We start from the raw sequence: 21,121 nt of genomic DNA on the forward strand, positions 1-21,121 counted from the left end.
GAGGCCCTTCATACCCGGTATGCAGTCCAGCGCAGCGAAGCCGACATCCCATAGGGAGGCCTGGCCCTTCGCGTACTTGTTGAGCGTGTCAGCGAGGACGACGAGGGCGGCCACGAGGACGATCGCGCCGAGGATCGGCCCGCCGATGATCATCGCGATGATCCCGACCACCGCGACGACGACCTTGCACACCGCGACGATGGTGTCCCAGTTGTCGGAGAACCAGTCCCCGACCTCCTCCCACCACTTGCGGTTGTGGATCCCCGCGTCCGACGCCTCGTCGATCTTCGTCTTCGCCGTACGGGCGGCCTCCTCGCGCATCTTCCGCGCGTCCTCGGCCATCTTCTTCGCCGCGTCCAACGCACCGTTCGCACTCGTCACGTCCGACCGCGCCGACGTCTGCGCCGACTTCGCATGCTGCGCATCCCGCGTCGCCGCACGCACCTTCGCCTCGTCCGGCTTCTCCTTGTCCTTGCTGCCGGTCGGATCGTCCTTGTACTTGTCGGCTTCCTTGTTCGCCCGCGTCACCCACGAATCCGCCGACGAAAGACGCGACTTGGCGGAAGACAGGTCGGACTGCGCCTCACGGCCCTTGGCGAGAGCCTTGTCGGCCAGGGCCTGCGCACGCTCCAGCACCGGCCAGTACACGGCCAGCGCATCCCCGGCCATCTCGTACGACTTCTTCAGCTTCTTCAACTGCTTCGGCACACCCGAGAACTCGTCCCCGAACGCCTTCGCAGACTTCCCCGCCCACTTCAGGACCGCATCCTCGTCCGCCATCCCCTTGATCGACCGCAACGCCTCCCCGACATCGTCCGCGAAGTCGTGCAGGCTCTTCGCCAGATGGCGCACGCGATCCGGATCACCGGGAGTCGGGTCCTTGTCCAGATCCAGGACATGCCAGTCCCCCGGCCGATTCCCCGCCATACCGCAACCCCCGTCACGCCCGCATCGCCAACTGTCGTACGCATCAGCGAATTTACAGGCCTGAGGACGCGGCAGGACAGGTGATCAGTTCCCCGAGGCGAAGGTCACGAAGTCCGCCCACGCGGTGGGGGCGAGTGCCAGGCGGGGCCCCTGGGGTTCTTGGAGTCGCGGATGTGGATGGTGGCTGCCGGGTTCGGTGCCGGGCCCCGGGGGCCGCACCCGAATCACGTCCGCGCCGTCGCCCGCTTCTCCGGCCCCCGGACACTGACCGTGTGCCGACGGTCACCCGCTCAGGAGCGGCGCCCGCGCAGGGCTTGCAAGGCCTCTTCGACGGTTTCCCGGGACCGCAGCCACCGGCTCTCCAGCGCGCTGTCCTGCCCGACGAGCTCGCTCGGCGTGCCGATTCCCTCGACCAGCTTCTCCAGCACCCGGTCCGCGCTTTCCGCTGGCAGCGTGACGTCATCCCTGCCGATACTCTCCAGCCCGCCGAACTCGGCGAGAGACCTCCGGGGCCCTCACGCGCCTCAAAGCCGCCCCGCTCGCGGAGGATGCTCTCCCCCGCGGCGATGGTCGCCGACCGGACGGATGCCGACCGGCCTCCCTCAAGACGCGATCCGTCCAGGCGGACCACCGGAGCCTCGATTCACCGTCTGCGCGATCAGCTCCGTTCATCGACCAGTTCTTCCAACGCGCGGGCGTACAGCCGCAGATCGGCCTTGACCGACTCCCCCGAGGGGGAGTCGGGTCGCAGGACGTCCGGCAGGAACTTGACGCGCCACATCCGGAAGGTGTCCCGCACCACTCGCTCGTCGTGGAAACCCAGCAGGGCCCCCGCCATGCGCACGGCGTCGGCGACGAGCGGCACCGAGACGCCGAGGCCCGGACCTCGCGCCGTGGCCGTTCCCACGAGGGCGTCCATGAAGGTGGCCAGCTGGAGGTCGCTCCCCATGCGGACGATGCGCCGCAGCACGACGGGGTCGCCGGTCTCCGGCGGGTATCCCTCGATGCAGCCCGAGTACATCGTCAGGTATTCGGACGTCACCTGACGGCCGTCGTTCCATCCGCCCTGCTCCTCGAAGATGGCCATCGTCTCGGAAGAGAAGTCACCGAGATCCCGGATCATCGCCAGGAGCCCGTCGATGTCCTTCCGGTGAGCCGCCACGAAGCCGGCGAGCGCGAGGCCCCGCAGGGCCTGTGCCCCCGACTCCGCCACCACACCCAGTTCCAGGATCCCCCACAGCGGCGCGAACACGTCGTAGCCGAGCCCCGTCTCCGAGATCGGCGCGTGATTTTCCGTCATGGAAATAGCCTCGAATACCTCAGAACAAGCCCGCGAAATGCTTCATCGTCGCTTCTGCGGTGGGCAGGATCTCCGTGATCCCGTCGTTCATTATCTGTGCCCCTTCGGGGGTGTTGACGAAGAACTCCGGCTGATTGTCCCGCGGTCCGCCCAGCTGGAAGACGGATTCAGCGAACTCCTTCGGCACCTTGACCCGCACCACGTGTCCGCCCCGGCCGTACGACGTCGCCACCCTGTTGAAGTCGTCCGACAGATACACTCCGGCATTCGGCGTGCCCGCCTGCTTCGCGTCCTCGAGATGTCCAGGGAGAAATTACCCGCGGAACGAGGGTCGCCGAGTTCGATCACGATATGCGCTCGTTCGACTACGAGAACTCGGGGAACTCCAGTTCGAGAATCCAATACTCACCCTCTTCAGTGCTGGCGGCGCACACATTGTGGCCACTCATGGAACGAGCGATGAAGAGAAGCCCTCCCTCTGGGTCTTCCATGGCTGAAATATCAGTGTTCTCCGTCAGCCTGACATGCACCCAGCCATAATCTATGCCAGCCGCAGCCAGGAAGGAACCGTCGTCGGCCACGACCCTACCGTTACGTGCGCGATCCTTCCAGAATTCGTCAACCCGCCGAGCAGCACCGCTTTCATTCCGTTGAATTCGATCGACGGGCTCGGCATCAATATGCACCACCCTGCGGAACGCCTCCGCGACCGACGGCCCCCGACCTCCCGAACACCCGCCGATCACCTCCAGGCCTGCACTCTGGAAGCGGGATGTGATTTCCGCATCCATCCTTCCTACCCCACTGGAAGTTACTTCTTATAGAAGAAGTGATGGTCTCCACCGAGCTTGTCCAACGCCCGATATCGCCCCATCGTGCCATTGCCGCTGTCGTCTGTTCGCACATTTTCCTGCCGTCCCAGGTGAAGTCGACGCGCTCGACAACTCCTTCGCCGTCCTCCGCCGGACGGAGTTTGGCAGTACGCCGCCCCAGCGGATCGTATGTGTAGCGCCACCGAGTCCCGTCCGGGGTGGTGACAGCGATAAGGCGGTCTTCCACGTCCCATTCGTAACCCCACGTCTCCGGCTTGCGAGACAGCCGAGACTTCTGGCGCAGGATAATGCGGCCGAGTGCGTCGTGTTCATAACGGACGCGGCCCGCCCGCGTGATGCGAGTGCCTGCTTATGTGCGGTCACCGGTGGCTTCCCCGCCCGGATGGTTTCTCCGGCCAGGACGCCTTCGCTTGGTTGCCCATCTCGTCACAGGCATACCGTTCTGTCCAATCCGCGGCATGCACCGCGGTCACGCGGCCGACCGAGTCCAGCTCGTAGCGGCGGGAACCGGCCAGCTGGTCGTCGACGGCGGTGACATGGCCACCGGCACGGTACGTGTACGTGCGGCACTGAACACTGCGGTTCTGCGAGCCTGTCAGCGTCTGACTCATCAGACGCCCCGGTTCGCGGAAGGACAGGTGATCAGTTCCCCGAGGCGAAGGTCACGAAGTCCGCCCACGCGGTGGGGGCGAGGGCCAGGCGGGGACCCTGGGGGTCCTTGGAGTCGCGGACGTGGATGGTGGTGGGGGTGGGGGCTATCTCGACGCAGTCGCCGGCCTCGCTGCTGCTGCTGTAGCTGCTCTTGAACCACTTCAGCTCGGAAGCGCTCTCGACCGAGGTCCCGTGGATCATGTCTCTCCCAGCACTTGCGCGATGAAGGCCAGCGATTCTCTCGGGGTGAGAGCCTGGGCCCGGATCATGCCATACCGCAGTTCAAGGATCCGCAGGTCCTTCGGCTCCGAGACCGGGCGGCCGTTGAACGCGCCATCAGAACGCCCGATCGCCGTGCCATCACCGAACTTCAGCACCTCGATCAGCCCCTGCATTCCGGCATGGTCCTCTCGGTCGGTCGGCATGACCTGAAGTGAGACGTTTCGCAACTGACCGACCTCCAGCAGGTGTTCGAGCTGACGGCGCAGCACCATTTTCCCCCCGATCGGGCGTCGCAGCGTCACCTCTTCCTGAATGAAGCTGAGCGCGGGAGCCGGGGACCGCTCGAAGATCGCCTTCCGCCCCATACGCGCGGCGGTTTCACGCTCCACCACGTCCTGCGGGTACGCAGGCTGGCGCGTCTCAAACAGCGCCTGCGCGTAAGCCGGTGTCTGCAACAACCCATGGATGTTGTGGTTGCTGTACAGCAGCAGCTCGACCGACCGGTCCTCCAACATTTTCAGCTCGCGCACCTTCTTCGGATACCGAGCCTTCTCCATGTCCTCCTTGAACGCCCTGATGAGCCCGCCCGCGTTCAGGACCTCGTCCGCCCTGTCCAGGAACTCCGCCCGCGGAATCCGCGCCCCGCGCTCCACCTTCCGGACCAGGTCCTCGCCGTACCCGATGGCCTGCCCGAAGTCGATGACGCGCATCCCCGCGGCCTCTCGCCGGAGCCTGATCTGCCGCCCCGTCGCCTCCACCACCGGAGCGATCTCGTCCTCCGGGCTGACATCCCACCCGGGCTCGTCCACACCCTCGCTGCTCACACCCACCCACCTCCAACGCCCACGCGTACCCGTACGGCACTCAGGACAGCCAGGACAGACCAGGACAACCACCGGACAATCCCTGTACGCACAGGCGTCACAGCAGCTCAGACTAGGCACGCTCCGCCACGCTGAGTGACGTGAATCAGGAAACCGCCGGGCCTGCCGCCCAACTCGTCGAACCCGTCCGCAACTTCAGCCTGCTGCTGTCCACCACGCCACGCGGCGCCCGCCTGGCCCGGCTGCTCGCCACCGAGCAACTCCGCGCCTGGGAACTCCCGTTGCAACCGGCGGAGCACATCGTGGCCGAGCTGGCGGCCAACGCGGCGGCCCATGGGCGCGTGCCCGGCCGGGACTTCCGGCTCACGCTGTACGTCGTCGGCGACACCCTCCGCATCGAGGTGACCGACACCCGGGGCGACCGAGTCCCCCGGGTCGGCACGGCAGCGCCCGACGCCGAGTCCGGCCGAGGTCTGCTCCTCGTGGACGCGCTCGCCGACCGTTGGGGCACGACGCCCGGGCCCGCCCCGCGCAAGACCGTCTGGGCCGAGCTGACCCTCGTACCGGCCGGGTCGCGGTCCATCGCGTCACGGTGAACGGGGACGCGGCGGGGCGCGACATCAAGTCTTCAAATCCCCGAGGGAAACCCCCCGCCCAACCCCACCGACCTCCCCGTCGCCGCCCGTCACCCGTACGAGTGGCGATCACCAACTCGGCTGGATTCAGCGCCGGTTGTCGGGCATATGCTCGCCGCGACAACCGCACATCGCTCTGCACATCGCAGACATGCGACGGCCCCCGGCCGGGACTGGCATCCCGATCGAGGGCCTGACCACCGAGGAAAAGCAGCTTCCCGATGGACAGGCAAAACCCTAGCGCGCCCTCGCGCGCCCAGTCCCCCGTTCCCGGGGTGATTGACCCGACCGTGACCGGCCGCCCGGCAGCCGCCGGCACCGGCCCCAGCTCTGGCGTGACGCACGTCAACGTCCGCCACACCACCCGCTACACGGTCATCGGCAACCACCTCGCTCAGCACCGCGAGCTGTCCCTCACGGCGATCGGCCTCGCCGCCCACATCCAGTCGCTGCCGGCCGGTGCCCGCGTCGGCATCAAGGCGCTCGCCGACCGTTTTCCCGAGGGCGAGACCCGGATCGCGGCGGCCCTGCGGGAGCTGGAGGCGTACGGCTACCTGGCCAGGAGCCGCGAGCGTCTGCCCAGCGGCCGGGTCGTGACGCACACGGTGTCGTACAACCAGCCGAAGGGCTTACCCGTCCCAGGGGTCCCAGAGCCCGCACCCACACCCGCGCCGGCTCCCCCAGCGGGGCCCGCCCCTGTACTCCCGGCTCCCAAAGCCCCACCGGAAGCGCCGCCCCCGCCCGCTCCCACGCCTCCCGAGCCCCGCCGTCCCAAGCCCCCACTCCCCGAACCCCGCAGCCAAGACCTTCCCCGCCACCGCACCGCCACCGCCCTTCTGGGCGACCTGCACCGCCACGACTCCCGCCTGCTGCTCGCCGAGCGCGACGTGCGCCGCCTTGCCCCGGCCGTCGCCGCCTGGCTGGAACGCGGCGCCGCCCCGGAAGCCGTGCAGCGCACGCTGACCGCGGGTCTCCCCCATGAACCGCTCCGCCACCCGGCCGCGCTCCTGGCCCACCGCCTGACAGAGCTGCTCCCGCCCCCCTGCCGTCCAGCCCCGGCCCGCCCGCAGCCCTTCCAGACCTGCGACACCTGCGACCGCGCTTTCAGAGCCCCCGAACCGGGCCACTGCCGCGGCTGTCGCACCGACCGCGACGTCATGGAGGCCGCCTAGCCTGAAAGTGACGACCCTTGCCCCTGGGCAGAGACGACGAGGAGCGCACGCCATGAGCATCGCCCCGGACGACGCGCGGCGGGACACCCACCACCTGTACCGGACGATGCGGGAGTTCGTTCAGTCGATGGACGACACCCTTCCCGGCAAGTTCGAGATCACCAAGGAAGGGATCGTCCACGACATGGCGTCGCCCGTGAAGCAGCACGAACTCACCGCGCTGCGCCTCCGGAAACGCCTCGAAAAGGTCATTCCGGAGGACCTCGTGGCTCACACGGGCACACCGGACGTGGAGGACGTACCCGAGGGCATCATGCGTCACCCCGACGTGATACTGATCGCCGAGGCCGACATGGAGGGGGACGGCTCCTTCGACCCCCGCACGCTCATCGCCGCCGTCGAAGTCGTCTCCTGCTCCAGTCCGGACAACGACTGGGTAGGCAAAGTACGGGACTACCCCCTGCTGGGTATTCCGCTGTACGTGATCTTCGATCCACGCACGGGCTCGGGCGCGGTGCTCTCCGACATCCACGAGACACCGATCGGCCCTCGCTACGCCACCCGCAAGGACTTCGTGTACGGCGAGGACGTCACCATCGCCGACTGGACGATCTCGGCCGAGGACCTGCCGCGCTACCCGGAGGGCTGAGGCCCGGAGTAGGAAATCCGTCTGGAGCACTCCCCCGCGACAGCGCGCCGCAGGGCACTCGATCGTGGACCCATGGCAGAAGACACCACCACCCTGGCCGGCCCGCCCGACGAGGGGTCGCTTCCTCCCGTGCGGGACTGGCCGGACGTCGGGACGAGCGCGACGGACTTCGATCCGGTGCTCGCGGAGCTGATGCGCGAGGGGCCACTGACCCGGATCCGGCTGCCGCACGGGGAGGAGGACTGGGCGTGGCTGGCGACGCGCTACGACGACGTCAAGATGATCACGAACGACGCGCGGTTCAGCCGTGCGGAGGCGTCCGTACGGCAGTTCACGCGGCTGGCGCCGCACTTCGCGCCCCGGCCCGGCGCGCTGGCCTGGGCCGACCAGCCGGACCACAACCGGCTCCGTCGCGCCGCCTCGACCGCCTACACGGTGAGCGCGGTACGGCGGCTGCGCCCCCGTGCCCAGGAGATGCTCGACGAGCTGGTCGACGCGATGGTGCAGGACGGGCCGCCCGCCGACCTGGTCGGGCGGGTGCTCGAACCCTTCCCGATCTCCGTGGTGTGCGAGGTCATGGGCGTCCCCGCCGACGAACGCCGCAAGGTGCACGACTGGACGCGGGAGATCATCTCCACCGCGGGCGGTGCCGAGGCCTCCGAGCGCGCCAAGGAGGGCCTGTTCGGCTGGATCGCGCAGGCCGTCCGCGACCGCGGCGACAGTGACGGCCAGGACGTGCTGTCGCTGCTCGGTGCGGCGGTGAAGAGCGGTGAGCTGCGGCACGAGGAGGCGGTCAGCGTCGCCGGCCCGCTGCAGATCGGCGGTGAGGCGCTCACCAGCAACAGCGGCCAGATGTTCTTCCTGCTGCTGACCCGGCCCGATCTGCTGGAGCGCGTGCGCGAGGACCCCGCGTCGCGCCCGGCCGCCGTCGAGGAACTGCTGCGCTACATCCCGCACCGCACCGCGGTGGGCCTCCCCCGCATCGCCCTGGAGGACATCGAGATCGGGGGCGTCCGCGTCGGCAAGGGCGACCCGGTCTACGTGTCCTACCTGGCCGCCAACCGCGATCCCGGGGTCTTCCCGGATCCGGACCTCATCGACGTCGACCGGGACGCCGGCGCGCACATGGCGTTCGGCAACGGCCCGCACTACTGCACGGGCGCCGTCTTCTCCCGTATGCAGATCGAACTGCTGCTCGACACCCTGCTGGAGCGCCTGCCCGGACTGCGGCTCGCCGTGCCCCCGGACGAGGTCCCGTTCCGGCGCCGCACGATGATCCGCGGCCCGCAGGCCCTGCCGATCGCCTGGTAGGCGGAGCCGGGAAGCCCGGTAGGCGGAGCCGGGAAACAGCGGAAGGGCCCGTACGACCGAAGTCGTACGGGCCCTTCCAGGAGCTCTGTCAGGAGCTGCCAGGTCGGATCAACTTACTTGTTGATCTTGGTGACCTGGCCGGCGCCGACGGTCCGGCCACCCTCACGGATGGCGAACTTGAGGCCCTCCTCCATGGCGACGGGCTGGATGAGCTCGACCTTCATCTCAGTGTTGTCGCCCGGCATGACCATCTCCGTGCCCTCGGGGAGGGTCACAACACCGGTCACGTCAGTCGTACGGAAGTAGAACTGCGGACGGTAGTTGTTGAAGAACGGCGTGTGGCGGCCACCCTCGTCCTTGGACAGGATGTAGGCCTGGGCCTCGAACTCGGTGTGCGGGGTGACCGAGCCCGGCTTGATGATGACCTGGCCGCGCTCGACGTCCTCGCGCTTGATGCCGCGAAGCAGCAGACCGACGTTCTCACCGGCCTGGCCCTCGTCGAGCAGCTTGCGGAACATCTCGATGCCGGTGACCGTGGTGGTGGTCTTCTCCGGCTTGATGCCCACGATGTCGACGGTCTCGTTGACCTTGAGGACACCACGCTCGATACGGCCGGTGACGACCGTACCGCGACCGGTGATCGTGAAGACGTCCTCGATCGGCATCAGGAACGGCTTGTCGACGTCACGCTCGGGCTGCGGGATGTTCTCGTCGACGGCCTTCATCAGGTCGAGGACGGACTGGCCCCACTCCTTGTCGCCCTCAAGGGCCTTGAGCGCCGAGACCTTGACGACCGGCAGGTCGTCGCCCGGGAACTCGTACTCGGAGAGGAGCTCACGAACCTCGAGCTCGACGAGCTCCAGGATCTCCTCGTCGTCCACCATGTCGGCCTTGTTCAGGGCGACGACGATGTACGGAACGCCGACCTGGCGGGCCAGGAGCACGTGCTCCTTGGTCTGCGGCATCGGGCCGTCGGTGGCGGCGACCACGAGGATGGCGCCGTCCATCTGCGCCGCACCCGTGATCATGTTCTTGATGTAGTCCGCGTGACCGGGGCAGTCGACGTGGGCGTAGTGACGCGTCTCGGTCTGGTACTCGACGTGCGCGATGGAGATGGTGATACCGCGCTGGCGCTCCTCAGGAGCCTTGTCGATCTGGTCGAAGGCCGAGGCCTCGTTCAGGTCCGGGTACGCGTCGTGCAGCACCTTGGTAATGGCGGCCGTGAGGGTCGTCTTACCGTGGTCGATGTGACCGATGGTGCCGATGTTGACGTGCGGCTTAGTCCGCTCGAACTTCGCCTTCGCCACTGGGGTCCTCCTGTGGAGTGGTTCTGTACGCCTTACTCATCGGCGCCAGGGTGATCTTTGCTGGGGTGCCGCCCGCCGGGGTTCTTCCTTGGGGTCGGAACCCCGGCGTTCGGTGTCAAGCCTAAAGCGTGTAAACGGGGTGCGTTACTCGCCCTTGGCCTTCGCGATGATCTCCTCGGCGACGTTCCGCGGAACCTCGGCGTAGGAGTCGAACTGCATCGAGTAGCTTGCGCGACCCGACGTCTTGCTGCGGAGGTCTCCGACGTAGCCGAACATCTCCGAGAGGGGCACGAGGCCCTTCACGACGCGGGCACCGGCCCGCTCCTCCATGGCCTGGATCTGACCACGGCGGGAGTTGATGTCGCCGATGACCTCACCCATGTAGTCCTCGGGCGTGGTGACCTCGACGGCCATCATCGGCTCAAGGAGCACGGGGGACGCCTTGCGCGCGGCCTCCTTGAAGGCCTGCGAGCCGGCGATCTTGAACGCGAGCTCGGAGGAGTCGACCTCGTGGTAAGCACCGTCGAGAAGCGTGACGCGGACGCCCGTCATCTCGTAGCCGGCGAGGATGCCGAACTGCATGGCCTCCTGCGCACCGGCGTCGACCGAAGGGATGTACTCCTTCGGGATGCGACCACCGGTCACCTTGTTCACGAACTCGTACGAGGCGTCGCCGCCCTCGATGGGCTCGATCGCGATCTGCACCTTGGCGAACTGACCGGTACCACCGGTCTGCTTCTTGTGGGTGTAGTCCACGCGCTCGACGGCCTTGCGGATCGTCTCGCGGTACGCGACCTGCGGCTTGCCGACGTTGGCCTCGACCTTGAACTCACGGCGCATGCGGTCGACCAGCACCTCGAGGTGCAGCTCGCCCATACCGCCGATGATGGTCTGGCCGGTCTCCTCGTCCGAGTGAACCTGGAAGGAGGGGTCCTCCTCCGCGAGACGCTGGATGGCGACACCCAGCTTCTCCTGGTCACCCTTGGACTTGGGCTCGATGGCGACCTGGATGACCGGCGCCGGGAAGTCCATGGACTCCAGGATCACCGGGCTCTTGTCGTCGGACAGCGTCTCACCGGTGGTGGTCTGCTTCAGGCCCATGACGGCGACGATGTCGCCGGCGCCCACCGACTCGATCTCCTCACGCTTGTTCGCGTGCATGCGGTAGATCTTGCCGATGCGCTCCTTCTTGCCCTTGACGGAGTTCAGCACGGCGGTGCCGGACTCCAGGCGGCCCGAGTACACCCGGACGAAGGTGAGCTTGCCCAGGTGCGGGTCGCTCATGATCTTGAACGCGAGGGCGGAGAGCGGCTCGTCGTCGGACGGCTTGCGCTTGACGACCAGCTCCGGGTCCTTCACGTCGTGGCCCTCGATGGCCTCGACGTCAAGCGGAGTCGGCAGGTAGCGCACGACCGCGTCGAGCAGGGGCTGAACGCCCTTGTTCTTGAACGCGGTGCCACAGAACACCGGGGTGACCGTGGTGTCGTTGGACTTGCCGGACGCGATGGTGATGCGACGGATCGCGGCGTACAGCTGCTCCTCGGTGGGCTCCTGGCCCTCCAGGAACAGCTCCATGATCTCTTCGTCGTTCTCCGCGACGGCCTCGACCAGCTTGCCGCGCCACTCCTCGGCAGCCTCGGTGTGCGTGGCCGGGATGTCGACGACGTCGTACATCTCGCCCTTCGCCGCCTCGGCGGACCACACGAGCGCCTTCATGCGGACCAGGTCCACGACGCCCTTGAAGTCGGCCTCGGCGCCGATCGGAAGCTGCATGACGAGCGGCTGGGCGCCCAGGCGGTCCGAGATCATGTCCACGCAGCGGTGGAACTCGGCGCCGGTGCGGTCCAGCTTGTTCACGAAGCAGATACGCGGCACGCCGTAACGGTCGGCCTGACGCCACACCGTCTCGGACTGCGGCTCGACACCGGCGACACCGTCGAACACCGTGACGGCACCGTCGAGGACGCGCAGCGAGCGCTCCACCTCGACCGTGAAGTCGACGTGGCCCGGGGTGTCGATGATGTTGATCGTGTAGTCGTTGTCCTCAAGCGGCCAGTGACAGGTGGTGGCAGCAGAGGTGATCGTGATGCCACGCTCCTGCTCCTGCTCCATCCAGTCCATGGTGGCAGCGCCGTCGTGGACCTCACCGATCTTGTAGCTGACGCCGGTGTAGAAGAGGATCCGCTCGGTGGTGGTCGTCTTGCCCGCGTCGATGTGGGCCATGATCCCGATGTTTCGGACCCTGGCCAGGTCAAGTGAAGTGGTAGCCATAAGGCTTCAGTCTTCTCTCGGTCTCGATGTGGGTAGCGACTACCAGCGGTAGTGCGCGAAGGCCTTGTTGGACTCGGCCATCTTGTGGGTGTCCTCACGCTTCTTCACGGCCGCACCGAGGCCGTTCGAGGCGTCGAGAAGCTCGTTGAGCAGACGCTCGGTCATGGTCTTCTCGCGACGGGCGCGGGAGTAGCCGACCAGCCAGCGCAGCGCCAGGGTGTTGGCGCGGCCGGGCTTGACCTCGACCGGCACCTGGTAGGTGGCGCCACCGACACGGCGGGACTTGACCTCGAGGGTCGGCTTGATGTTCTCAAGAGCGCGCTTCAGCGTGATGACCGGGTCGTTGCCGGTCTTCTCGCGCAGGCCCTCCATGGCGCCGTAGACGATGCGCTCGGCGGTGGAGCGCTTGCCGTTCAGCAGCACCTTGTTGATCAGGGAGGTGACAAGAGGAGAACCATAGACCGGGTCGATGATGACCGGGCGCTTCGGGGCGGGGCCCTTACGAGGCATTCTTACTTCTCCTTCTTGGCGCCGTAGCGGCTGCGGGCCTGCTTGCGGTTCTTGACACCCTGGGTGTCGAGCGAACCACGGATGATCTTGTAGCGAACACCCGGCAGGTCCTTCACACGGCCGCCGCGCACGAGCACGATGGAGTGCTCCTGCAGGTTGTGTCCCTCACCCGGAATGTAAGCGGTGACCTCGATCCCGCTGGTCAGACGCACACGCGCGACCTTACGCAGGGCCGAGTTCGGCTTCTTCGGGGTGGTCGTGAACACACGCGTGCAGACGCCACGACGCTGAGGGGAACCCTCGAGTGCGGGCGTCTTGTTCTTCTCGACCTTGTCCTGCCGGCCCTTACGGACCAGCTGCTGGATCGTAGGCACTACTTCTCCGGTTTCTGTGTGCCGAATGGTGAAGCTAACCTGGAACATCGCCGACCCACGCGGTCGGGTGTGTCGAAGCTGCTGACTTCCGCCGTGAGGCGAAAACGGCGCAGATTACGGTGGCCGCTCACGGCACCCCTTGCGGTTGAAGGCACGCACGAGGGCCAGGGCACACCCCAGGCACAAGGTCTGAGCGTACCTACCTCATGGACTTCGGTCAAAACAAATGCCCTGGGGCCCGACACGCCGGACTTCTCCCGCTTGTGCTCGGGCTTCTCCCTGACGTATGGCGTCACCCCCGGTGAATGTCCCCGATTCGCTGCACCCGCCATGCATCGGATGAGTACGTTGGTCGGTTGCTGTGCATCGGCCGAGCAGCCGATCGGGGGACGGGGGATTCATGACGACTGCGCACTTACCCGGCGACGAGGGCCTGGACGACCGGGTGCCGTTCCTGGCGCGGCTGGAGGGCGAGGACCGCTCCGCGCTGCTGGCCCTCGGCCACGAGCTCTCCTTCGTTCCCCGGACGGTTCTGCTGCACCAGAGCGAGCCGTCCTCGCACGTGCTGATCGTGACGCACGGCTGGACGAAGGTCACCGCTGCCGCCGCCAACGGGTACGAGGCGCTGCTCGCGCTGCGCGGGCCCGGCGACATCATCGGCGAGTCCGCCGCGCTGACCGGGCGTCCCCGGTCGGCCACGGTCACCGCGCTGGAGCCGGTGCGCACCGTCGCCGTCGTCCGTGAACACTTCACGGAGTTCCTCGCCCGCTCGCCCGCCGTCTCCTTCGCGCTCCTCGGCCTCACTTCCGACCGCACCCGCGCGGCCGACCGCCGCCGCCTGGAGTTCGCCTCCATGAGCGTCCGCGAACGCTTCGCGGCCCTTCTCCTCGACCTGGCCCGCACCAACGGCCACCGCACCGAGGAGGGCATCGAACTCTCGGTCCCCCTCAGCAAGCAGGAGCTCGCCGGCTCCGTGGGGGCCTCCCGAGAGATGGTCCAGCGCCTGCTCAAGGAGCTCCGCGAACGGGGAGCGGTGGTGACCGGCCGCCGCGCCATGGTCATCATCCGCATGGACGTACTCCGCCGCATCGCCGGCCGCTGACCAGGGGCTGCCCCGGCCTCCGGCCCGTCCGGCCTCGGGGGCGAGGCCGCCGGCGCTCCCCCCGGCTCGTGCGGCTCATGCGGCTCGTGCGGCTCATGCGGCTCATGCGGCTCGTGCGGCTCGTGCGGCTCCTGCGGCTCGTGCGGCTCGTGCGGCTCGTGCGGGGGCCGGGTAACCCGGCGCGTGGCAGCCCGTACGGGTGCCGGTACCCGGCGCGTGGCAGCCCCTGCGGGGGCTGATACCCGGCGCGTGCGGCTTCGGTCGGGTACAGGGGCCCGGCGAGCGTGTGAGCGGGGTGTGTCGACCCCTCCACCCCTGCCCGTCCCGTGGTCCTGGGGGCTGCCGCCCCCAGACCTCCGTATCGGCCCGGGACGGCCTCGTCCTCGAAACGCCGGACGGCCGGAACTGGGCGCCGGTGGCCTCGCCCCCGGGCCACCAGCCCCCTTCTGTGCACACGGTCACAGTTCGACTGGGCAATCCGTCCTCACACCCGCCCCGGCCGCACCGCCACGCTGCATGCCTGGCGATGCGACCCACCGGAAGGCGACCATGACCGACCCCGTGAGCCGGACGATCGTCCTGCTCGACATCGAGAAGTACAGCGACCGGGACGACGTCGAGCAGGCCTACTTGCGGCGCATGCTCTACGACATCACCGACCGTGTCCTGGAGAGCGCCGGCATCGACGAAAGACTCCGCCTGCGCGCGGACCGCGGCGACTCGGTGATGGAGCTGATCGACGCCAACGCCTCGGTCACCGCACTGCTGCGCGCCCTGCTCACCGAGGTCCCCGCCCAGCTCCGCTCCGTCAACCGGATGGCGTCGAGCTCCGCGCAGATCCGTCTGCGCGGTGTCGTCGCCACCGGATACGTCGCCGTCGACGACCACGACGGCTGGGTCGGCTCCGACCTGAACCACGCCTGCCGTCTCCTCGACGCCCGGCTGCTGCGCGCCGCCCTGCGGGAAAGGCCGGACGACTTCGCGCTGTGCGTGTCGGAGGGCGTGCACCAGGGGATCGTGCGCCACGGCCATCACGGCATCCCGGCGCAGGACTTCCACCCGGTGACGGTGGACAGCAAGAACGGCCCGCTGCGGGCCTGGCTGCACGGGCCCGTTCCGCAAGCGGCCGGCGACCACGACCACAGTGAGAAGGGGGGAGTCCCGGCGCCGGGCGGCTCGGGGGAGAGCCCGGCGCCGGGCGCGGCGTCACCCGCGACCGGAACCCCCGCGACCGGAACTCCCGGAACCGGGACCCCCGCATCGCAGGCAGCCCCCGCGCCTCCGGGCCCCGCGGCTTTGGCCCCCGGAGGCGTCGTCCTCAACTTCAACGGCGGCGCCCCCCGCTTCGGCGGCAGCCTCGTCACCGGGGACCAGCACGGCGTCTCCGGCGGCCAGGTCACCGGGGACGTGCACCAGGGCGGGTCCGGGGGTGAGCCCGCGTGACGGTGCCCCCACCCCCGGCGCCGGCCCCCGACGACGGACCACCGGCGGACCCACGACAGCCGAGAGCACGGACCGGGCCGAGCGGTCCGACCGGACCGGAGGGACCCGACGGAGCGCCGGGCCCTGAAGGACCCGCGGGGCCGGACCCGGTGCCCGACCGCCACGAGCTCGGCGAGCCCGAGGAACGTACCCAGGAAGCGCGGGCCGCCCAGCGCGAACTCGTCGCGCACACCCCGGACTTCATCTTCAGCGAGGCCGCCTCCTTCGGCGGCAGCCTGGTCGGCGGTGCGCAGCACGGGGTGTCCGCGGGCGGGTCCGCCCGCGACGTGTTCATGGGCGGCAAGACGGAGATCCATCATCACGGCCCGGCCGCCACGGCGGTGTACGCCTCGGGCGAGATCCCCCGGCAGCGGCTCGACACGCTCGCCGAGGTCTTCGCCGAGGGCCCTGTCTTCGCCGCCGCCCTGGCACGCCTGCGTGAGGAACGCGTCCTCGTGCTGTCGGGCGCCCACTCGACCGGACGCAACGCCGCGGCGCTCATGCTCCTGCACCGCCTCGGCGTCCCCGCCGTGCACGCGCTGTCCTCCGAGACGAGCCCGGCGGCGCTGGGCGGCCGGCTCTTCTCGCTCGGCGGCCACGTCCTGCGCGACCTGCCGCTCAGCCGCAACCGGCCGCTGCGGGAGGCCCAGTTGTACGCGGCCCGCGACCAGCTCAGGAAGGTCGACGGGTACCTCGTGGTGACCGTCGAGAACTCCCCGTTCCTGCTCGGGGCCGCGCCCTTGCCCTGGGAACCGCCCGAGCCGGCCGCAGTACTGCGCGCCCATCTGTCCGGCCCGCGCGCCGGGGGCACCGGCCGGTCCGTCGCCGAGGTGGAGGCCCTCCTGGACCTCGGCCCCGTACGGGACTTCCTGTCCCGGGACGCCCACCGTCCCGCGGAGGCCGCCCGGTTCGCCGTGGAAGTGGCCGGCTACGACGGAAGCGAGGAGGCCGTGGCGCGGCTCGCCGACTTCGGTCAGGCCGCGGTGGAGGAGCAGTGCCGGGAATGGCTGAGCGACCCGGAGACCACCCTGCGGGACAAGGCCTTCCTGATCTCGCTGGCCGTCTTCGACCAGGCGCCGTACGTCCTGGCGGCGGAACTCGCGGACCGGCTGTACGTCCACTTCCAGCGCTTGCAGCATCCCGAACAGCCCCCGGAGATCCCGCTGTTCGGGCTCTCCGCCGAGGCCCGCCTGGAGCGGGCGCGAGCCACGGGCGAGCTGCGCGCCGAAGCGACCGAATGGGGCTCGGTCCCGCAGTACACCGCGTACTTCCGCAAGGAGGACACACCGCGCGTGCTGCTCACCGAGGTGTGGACGGGCCACCCCTCGGCCCGGCCCGCGCTGGTGGCCTGGCTGAAGGAGCTGGCCCGCGACGCCCGTCCGGTCGTGCGGACGAGGGCCGCGGCGGCCACCGCACTGCTCGCGCACGCGGACCTGCCGTCGGCGGTGGCGCTGCTGATCGACGGCTGGGCCGTCTCGAAGTCCTTCGGCCCCCGCGTCACCGCCGCGAACGCACTCACGCTCGCCCAGCTCCTCGACGCGCCCGTCGTCCTCCGTCTGCTCACCCGGTGGTGCACGGATTCCCACTGGGCCCGCCGCTGGACCGCGATCCGTGCCTTCGGCCTGCTCACCCCGTTGCGTCCGGACCTCGCGGGGCCCGCGCTCAGCGCGCTCGCCGCCCGCGCCCGTGCCGGGAACAGCAGTCGTGCGGAGGAGAACAACCTCGTCGAGTCCACCGCCCTGCTGCTCTCGGTGGGCGCGCGTCGCGGAGAGATGCTCTCCGAGCTGGTGCGGCTGCTGCACCACGACACGCCGTCGGTCCGCGCGCTCGCGCTGGGCGCCTTCGTCCGCGCCTGCGACAACGGCGAGGAGGGCGCACTCGTCGAGTGGTACGCCGACACCGGTATGTACGAGGCCGACTCAGCCCGCGACCTGGCCACCCTCTGGCGCACCGCACTCGGCGACCGCGCCCACACCCGGGCCGCCCTGAACGCGCTGCACACCTGGGTGCACGTCGCAGAGCGACGGACGGACGCGGCCCAGGCGCTGGAGTTCCTGCTGCCCGCGCTGGTGGTGACCGCCGACGACCACCGGCGTCTGAGCCACGAACTGCTCGCCCTGCGTGCCCCCGACGGCGGCCCGCGCCCACCGATCGCCGACCGGCTGCTCGGCGTACTCGTCCCCTCCCCTACGGATCCATCGAGGAGCTGAACCATGGCGGAGTTCCGCCGTCAGCCGGAGTGGCAGCAGGACGCCGACCGGCACACGACGCTGATCGACCCGGTGCTCACCGTCCGTCCGATCGCGCGTTTCGACTACACCGCCCGCAGGCCGGTCACCGCGATCGACCACGCCCTGGTCTTCGTGACCGCCAAGGGCGCCTACGACGTGTTCGTCCCGCCGCACCGGCCGAGCCGTTCGGACGCGGCGGCCCGCCGCTACACCTCGGTGTACGAGGTGGACATGGGCAGCCATCCCGTGCAGCTGGAGCTGGAACTGCCCAGCGGCGACGACGCGTTCTCCTTCGGCGCGACGGCCGATCTGACCTGGCGGGTCTCGGACCCGGTCGCGTACGTGGCGAGCGGTGAGCGCGATGTGCCCACACGGCTGACGCGTGAGCTGCACCGGCTCGCCCGGCCGGTCAGCCGCGGCTTCGCCGTCGAGGACAGTCCGTCCGCCGAGCGGGCCGTCCAACAGGCGGTCGCGGCGGGCGGCTTCGCGGCGGGCACCGGTCTCGCGGTGACGTGTGTCGTACGGCTGCGGCTGGACGACGAGGCGATCGCGCACCGGCGGCGGCAGCGGAGCCTGCGCTACGAGTCGGAGATGCTGGACCCCGAGCACGAGTTCCGGCTCCGTCAGGCCCGGCTCCAGCACGAGCTGGACGTGCTGCGCCAGCAGCAGAACCACCAGCTCGTGGCCGAGAAGATCAACTTCTACCAGTACCACCTCCAGCACGGTGGAGTCGGCGCCTGGGCGCTGCACCTCGCCCAGCACCCCGAGGACACCCAGCTGGTCGTCGGCTCCATCCAGAAGGACCAGCTGTCCATCATCAGGACGCAGCTGGAACTCATCGCCGGGGACAGCCTGGAGGACTACCAGAAGGCGGAGTCGGCGCGTTCGACGCTGCGGGCCGTCGACGACCTGATCGAGCAGCAGCAGTCGCCGCCGGAGCCGCGGGACGGACAGGGGGCGCTGCCCCCGGGCGCGTCTCCCGGGCAGCCCTACGTCCCCCCGCAGCCGCCGTACCCGGGAGCGGCGCCGCAGCAGGTCCCCCAGCAGCCGTACGCGGACCAGCCTCCGTACGCCGGGCAGCCTCCGTACGCCGGCGGTCACGTGCCTGCCGGTCAGGCGCCGTATCCCGGTCAGGCCCCGCCGCCTCCCGTGCAGCAGTACGGTGCCGCGCCGCAGGGCCCGCCGCCTGTGCCGCGGTACGCGACCGAGCCGCCGTCCGGTGCCCAGGCGCCCGTGGCCGCCCCGTACGGCGCTTCGCCCCATGCCGCGGCCGGACCGGCCCCCGCGGTCCCGCCGCCGCCCGGCCCGGCGGGCGCGCCCGCTCCCGTCGCTCCGCCGAACGACGTGCCGCGGGGTGAGCCCGCGTGACCGGTCCCGGCACCCTTCCGGGCACCACGCCCGCGCTCGGCGCCCGTACCGCCGAACGGCTGCTCACCGAGCTGCGCGGCGAGATCGCCCGAGCCGACAGCAAGGCGTCCGTGCTGGTCGCGGCCCTCGGCATGACGGCCGGAGTGTTCAGCGCGCTGCTGGCCGGGCGCGACTGGACACCGAGGGCCCTGTCCGGCGCCGGCGCCGCTCTGTGGTGGGCCGGGGCCGCGGCGCTGGCGCTCTCCCTGTTCGCACTGCTGCTCGCCGTCCTGCCCCGTTACCGCGGCGGCTCGTGGGCCCCCGGCCGGCCCCTGTGCTACTTCGGCGACATCCAACAGGCCGCACGTGAGGGCCGGTTGGCCACCGCCTTGGCCGACACCGACCGTGACCCGACCGCCGGACTCTCGGCGGCCCTCGTCGAGACCAGCCGCATCGCCGCCCGCAAGCACCAGTGGATCCGCACGGGCCTGATCGCCTTCTGCGCCGGTACCGCACTGCTGCCCACCGCGCTGCTCGTCGGCTGACGTCCCCGCACTCGAAGGAGCCCCGCATGACCCAGCCACCCCCGGGCCCGACGGCGCCGGAGCCCCGGTATCCCGGCGCGGCCACTCCGCCACCCCAGTACCCCGGAACGGCCGCGCCCCCACCGCAGTACCCGGGAGCCGCCGCTCCCCCGCCCCAGTACCCAGGAACGGCCGCGCCCCCACCGCAGTACCCGGGAGCCGCCGCGCCCCCGCCCGCGTATCCCCAGGGCCCTCACCCTGAGGCCTCGTACCCGCAAGCCCCGCACCCCCAGGCCGCGCCGCCGCAGTGGGCGTACCCGCAGGCGACCCCCGCGCCGCACCAGCAGGGGACACCGCCCCCGGCCGCCGGGTACCCCGCTCACGTCCCGGGGCCCGCCCCCTTCGTGCCACGGCCCGCCACCGGGCCCGACGATCTCGACTACCGCCACCAGGGTTCCCGCGTCCATGTGGCGGCTCATCAGCGGGGCGCCGACGCCACCGCCATAGGACAGCTGGCGACCCAGATCCCGGGTTTCCTGGTGAGCCTCGCCGTGGTCGCCGCGATCGCCGTACCGCTGTTCGGCACGGCGCTGGGCTGGCTGGTCGTACTGGCCTGGCTGGCCTCGGGAGCCCTCGTGTTCCACCGGCCCACCGAGCTGTTGTTCGCCCGGCGCGCGCTCAAGCTGCGGGCTCCGCTGGCCGAGGAGCGGGCCCGCCTGGAACCCGTCTGGCGCGAGGTCACCGCCCGCGCGGGCATCGAGGCGCACACGTACGAGCTGATGGTGGAGAACAGCGACGACCTCAACGCCGTCGCGGCCGCCGGCCATGTCGTCGGCGTCACCACCTACGCGCTGAACCGGATCCCGAGCAGCAACCTCGCCGCGGTGCTCGCCCACGAGCTCGGCCACCACACCGGCGGCCACGCCTGGGCCGGACTCCTCGGCTACTGGTACTCGCTGCCCGGGCGGATCGCCTGGGCGCTGACCCGGGGGATCGCCAGGATCGCGCTCGCCGTCGCCGGCGTCTTCTCACTCGCCGCGACGGGACTCCTGGTCCTGTTCATGGGGATGTTCGTGGTCGCCGGATTCGTCGTCGCCTGGTACATCACGATCCCCCTCGTCATCGCGCCCTACCTCCTCGCCTACGCGGGCCGGCTGGGCGAGCTCCGTGCGGACCAGCAGGCCGCCGCCCTGGGCTTCGCCCGCGAGATGGCGGAGGTCCTGTACCACTTCCAGGCCGAGGAGGACGCGGCGAAGGCGCACGCCGCGGCCCAGGGCCGCAAGCTCAAGGAGCCCGGCGGACTGGCGAGACTGCTGTCCACCCACCCCGACAACCACACACGCCTGCGGGCCCTGGAGCCGTACCTGTACCCCTCGCGCTAGCGCGGACCGACGGGAGCGGACCCGGACACGCCGAAGGGCGGCCACCCCGCGAGGGAGTGGCCGCCCT

Annotated in this window: 21 protein-coding genes and 2 pseudogenes; 10 read left to right on the top strand and 13 right to left on the bottom strand. The window is 69.9% G+C overall.

The features are described from left to right. From H305_RS0138175 to H305_RS0138210, 9 genes and pseudogenes are all read right to left on the bottom strand, one after another. Nucleotides 1-927: putative T7SS-secreted protein (locus H305_RS0138175; protein ID WP_028805092.1), on the bottom strand; the 927-nt coding region annotated here is incomplete at its 3' end. Nucleotides 928-1,011: 84 nt separating this feature from the next. After that, a pseudogene (locus H305_RS56520) lies at nt 1,012-1,112 on the bottom strand (DUF397 domain-containing protein); the annotation flags it as partial. A 105-nt stretch (nt 1,113-1,217) separates the two neighbouring features. Further along, complete coding sequence (locus H305_RS53685; protein ID WP_158690653.1) at nt 1,218-1,355, bottom strand: hypothetical protein; 138 nt, start codon at nt 1,353-1,355, stop codon at nt 1,218-1,220. 230 nt (nt 1,356-1,585) lie between these two features. After that, nucleotides 1,586-2,227, bottom strand: coding sequence for a hypothetical protein (locus H305_RS0138185; RefSeq protein ID WP_028805093.1), 642 nt, complete (start codon nt 2,225-2,227; stop codon nt 1,586-1,588). Between the two features lie 19 nt (nt 2,228-2,246). Continuing rightward, entirely contained in the window at nt 2,247-2,486 is a 240-nt protein-coding gene (locus H305_RS0138190) for a hypothetical protein (RefSeq protein WP_028805094.1), read from the bottom strand. 106 nt (nt 2,487-2,592) lie between these two features. Then, entirely contained in the window at nt 2,593-3,018 is a 426-nt protein-coding gene (locus tag H305_RS54175) for a hypothetical protein (protein WP_199791519.1), read from the bottom strand. Nucleotides 3,019-3,115: 97 nt separating this feature from the next. After that, a pseudogene (locus tag H305_RS51555) lies at nt 3,116-3,695 on the bottom strand (type IV secretion protein Rhs); the annotation flags it as partial. 7 nt (nt 3,696-3,702) lie between these two features. Next, complete coding sequence (locus tag H305_RS0138205; RefSeq protein ID WP_028805096.1) at nt 3,703-3,912, bottom strand: DUF397 domain-containing protein; 210 nt, start codon at nt 3,910-3,912, stop codon at nt 3,703-3,705. Next, the gene (locus H305_RS0138210; RefSeq protein WP_420708200.1) at nt 3,909-4,757 is read right to left on the bottom strand and encodes a helix-turn-helix domain-containing protein; all 849 of its coding nucleotides are present in this window, start codon (nt 4,755-4,757) and stop codon (nt 3,909-3,911) included. The genes H305_RS0138205 and H305_RS0138210 overlap by 4 nt, the downstream gene beginning before the upstream one ends. 140 nt (nt 4,758-4,897) lie before the next feature. Between H305_RS0138210 and H305_RS0138215 the strand changes: the two genes are divergently transcribed. The 4 genes from H305_RS0138215 (at nt 4,898) to H305_RS0138230 (ending at nt 8,524) form a co-directional block, all read left to right on the top strand. Then, a complete protein-coding gene (locus H305_RS0138215; RefSeq protein ID WP_028805098.1) occupies nt 4,898-5,353 on the top strand; it encodes an ATP-binding protein in 456 nt (151 codons plus the stop codon). A 260-nt stretch (nt 5,354-5,613) separates the two neighbouring features. Further along, the gene (locus H305_RS0138220) at nt 5,614-6,564 is read left to right on the top strand and encodes a DNA-binding protein (protein ID WP_028805099.1); all 951 of its coding nucleotides are present in this window, start codon (nt 5,614-5,616) and stop codon (nt 6,562-6,564) included. A gap of 52 nt (nt 6,565-6,616) precedes the next feature. Beyond that, entirely contained in the window at nt 6,617-7,213 is a 597-nt protein-coding gene (locus tag H305_RS0138225) for a Uma2 family endonuclease (protein ID WP_028805100.1), read from the top strand. Between the two features lie 72 nt (nt 7,214-7,285). Beyond that, nucleotides 7,286-8,524: a cytochrome P450 gene (locus H305_RS0138230; RefSeq protein WP_028805101.1), complete on the top strand. Its 1,239-nt coding sequence runs from the start codon at nt 7,286-7,288 to the stop codon at nt 8,522-8,524. Nucleotides 8,525-8,637: 113 nt separating this feature from the next. Here H305_RS0138230 and tuf read toward each other — a convergent pair whose 3' ends face one another. The 4 genes from tuf to rpsL all read right to left on the bottom strand — a co-directional run bounded on the left by tuf (nt 8,638) and on the right by rpsL (nt 12,986). Continuing rightward, the gene (tuf, locus tag H305_RS0138235; protein WP_028805102.1) at nt 8,638-9,831 is read right to left on the bottom strand and encodes an elongation factor Tu; all 1,194 of its coding nucleotides are present in this window, start codon (nt 9,829-9,831) and stop codon (nt 8,638-8,640) included. 144 nt (nt 9,832-9,975) lie between these two features. Next, nucleotides 9,976-12,102 carry an elongation factor G gene (gene fusA, locus H305_RS0138240; RefSeq protein ID WP_028805103.1) on the bottom strand — a complete coding sequence of 709 codons (2,127 nt, stop codon included), beginning with the start codon at nt 12,100-12,102 and terminating at the stop codon, nt 9,976-9,978. A gap of 39 nt (nt 12,103-12,141) precedes the next feature. Continuing rightward, complete coding sequence (rpsG, locus tag H305_RS0138245) at nt 12,142-12,612, bottom strand: 30S ribosomal protein S7 (protein WP_003998848.1); 471 nt, start codon at nt 12,610-12,612, stop codon at nt 12,142-12,144. A 2-nt stretch (nt 12,613-12,614) separates the two neighbouring features. Next, entirely contained in the window at nt 12,615-12,986 is a 372-nt protein-coding gene (gene rpsL / locus H305_RS0138250) for a 30S ribosomal protein S12 (protein WP_003948652.1), read from the bottom strand. 400 nt (nt 12,987-13,386) lie between these two features. Here rpsL and H305_RS0138255 point away from each other — a divergent pair, with 400 nt between their 5' ends. The 6 genes from H305_RS0138255 (at nt 13,387) to H305_RS55900 (ending at nt 21,054) form a co-directional block, all read left to right on the top strand. After that, nucleotides 13,387-14,088 carry a Crp/Fnr family transcriptional regulator gene (locus tag H305_RS0138255; protein ID WP_028805104.1) on the top strand — a complete coding sequence of 234 codons (702 nt, stop codon included), beginning with the start codon at nt 13,387-13,389 and terminating at the stop codon, nt 14,086-14,088. A gap of 549 nt (nt 14,089-14,637) precedes the next feature. After that, a complete protein-coding gene (locus H305_RS0138265) occupies nt 14,638-15,531 on the top strand; it encodes a hypothetical protein (RefSeq protein WP_028805105.1) in 894 nt (297 codons plus the stop codon). 149 nt (nt 15,532-15,680) lie between these two features. Further along, nucleotides 15,681-17,780 (top strand): hypothetical protein, encoded by a 2,100-nt coding sequence (locus tag H305_RS0138270; RefSeq protein ID WP_051371438.1) that lies wholly within the window; start codon nt 15,681-15,683, stop codon nt 17,778-17,780. 3 nt (nt 17,781-17,783) lie between these two features. Further along, a complete protein-coding gene (locus tag H305_RS48305) occupies nt 17,784-19,169 on the top strand; it encodes a hypothetical protein (RefSeq protein ID WP_051371439.1) in 1,386 nt (461 codons plus the stop codon). Next, complete coding sequence (locus H305_RS0138280) at nt 19,166-19,693, top strand: Pycsar system effector family protein (protein ID WP_028805107.1); 528 nt, start codon at nt 19,166-19,168, stop codon at nt 19,691-19,693. The genes H305_RS48305 and H305_RS0138280 overlap by 4 nt, the downstream gene beginning before the upstream one ends. A gap of 26 nt (nt 19,694-19,719) precedes the next feature. Next, entirely contained in the window at nt 19,720-21,054 is a 1,335-nt protein-coding gene (locus H305_RS55900) for a M48 family metalloprotease (RefSeq protein WP_028805108.1), read from the top strand. Nucleotides 21,055-21,121 lie beyond the last annotated feature (67 nt).

The organism is Streptomyces sp. 142MFCol3.1 (genome assembly GCF_000424945.1).
Classification (GTDB): Bacteria; Actinomycetota; Actinomycetes; order Streptomycetales; family Streptomycetaceae; genus Streptomyces; species Streptomyces siamensis.

Bases quoted from the DNA above. Each gene is read 5' to 3' on its own strand.
- H305_RS0138220 (WP_028805099.1), top strand. From the start codon at position 5,614: ATGGACAGGCAAAACCCTAGCGCGCCCTCGCGCGCCCAGTCCCCCGTT.
- rpsG (WP_003998848.1), bottom strand. From the start codon at position 12,612: ATGCCTCGTAAGGGCCCCGCCCCGAAGCGCCCGGTCATCATCGACCCG.
- H305_RS48305 (WP_051371439.1), top strand. From the start codon at position 17,784: ATGGCGGAGTTCCGCCGTCAGCCGGAGTGGCAGCAGGACGCCGACCGG.
- H305_RS0138205 (WP_028805096.1), bottom strand. From the start codon at position 3,912: ATGATCCACGGGACCTCGGTCGAGAGCGCTTCCGAGCTGAAGTGGTTC.
- H305_RS55900 (WP_028805108.1), top strand. From the start codon at position 19,720: ATGACCCAGCCACCCCCGGGCCCGACGGCGCCGGAGCCCCGGTATCCC.
- H305_RS0138185 (WP_028805093.1), bottom strand. From the start codon at position 2,227: ATGACGGAAAATCACGCGCCGATCTCGGAGACGGGGCTCGGCTACGAC.
- fusA (WP_028805103.1), bottom strand. From the start codon at position 12,102: ATGGCTACCACTTCACTTGACCTGGCCAGGGTCCGAAACATCGGGATC.
- H305_RS0138230 (WP_028805101.1), top strand. From the start codon at position 7,286: ATGGCAGAAGACACCACCACCCTGGCCGGCCCGCCCGACGAGGGGTCG.
- H305_RS54175 (WP_199791519.1), bottom strand. From the start codon at position 3,018: ATGGATGCGGAAATCACATCCCGCTTCCAGAGTGCAGGCCTGGAGGTG.
- H305_RS0138265 (WP_028805105.1), top strand. From the start codon at position 14,638: ATGACCGACCCCGTGAGCCGGACGATCGTCCTGCTCGACATCGAGAAG.
- H305_RS0138225 (WP_028805100.1), top strand. From the start codon at position 6,617: ATGAGCATCGCCCCGGACGACGCGCGGCGGGACACCCACCACCTGTAC.
- H305_RS0138255 (WP_028805104.1), top strand. From the start codon at position 13,387: ATGACGACTGCGCACTTACCCGGCGACGAGGGCCTGGACGACCGGGTG.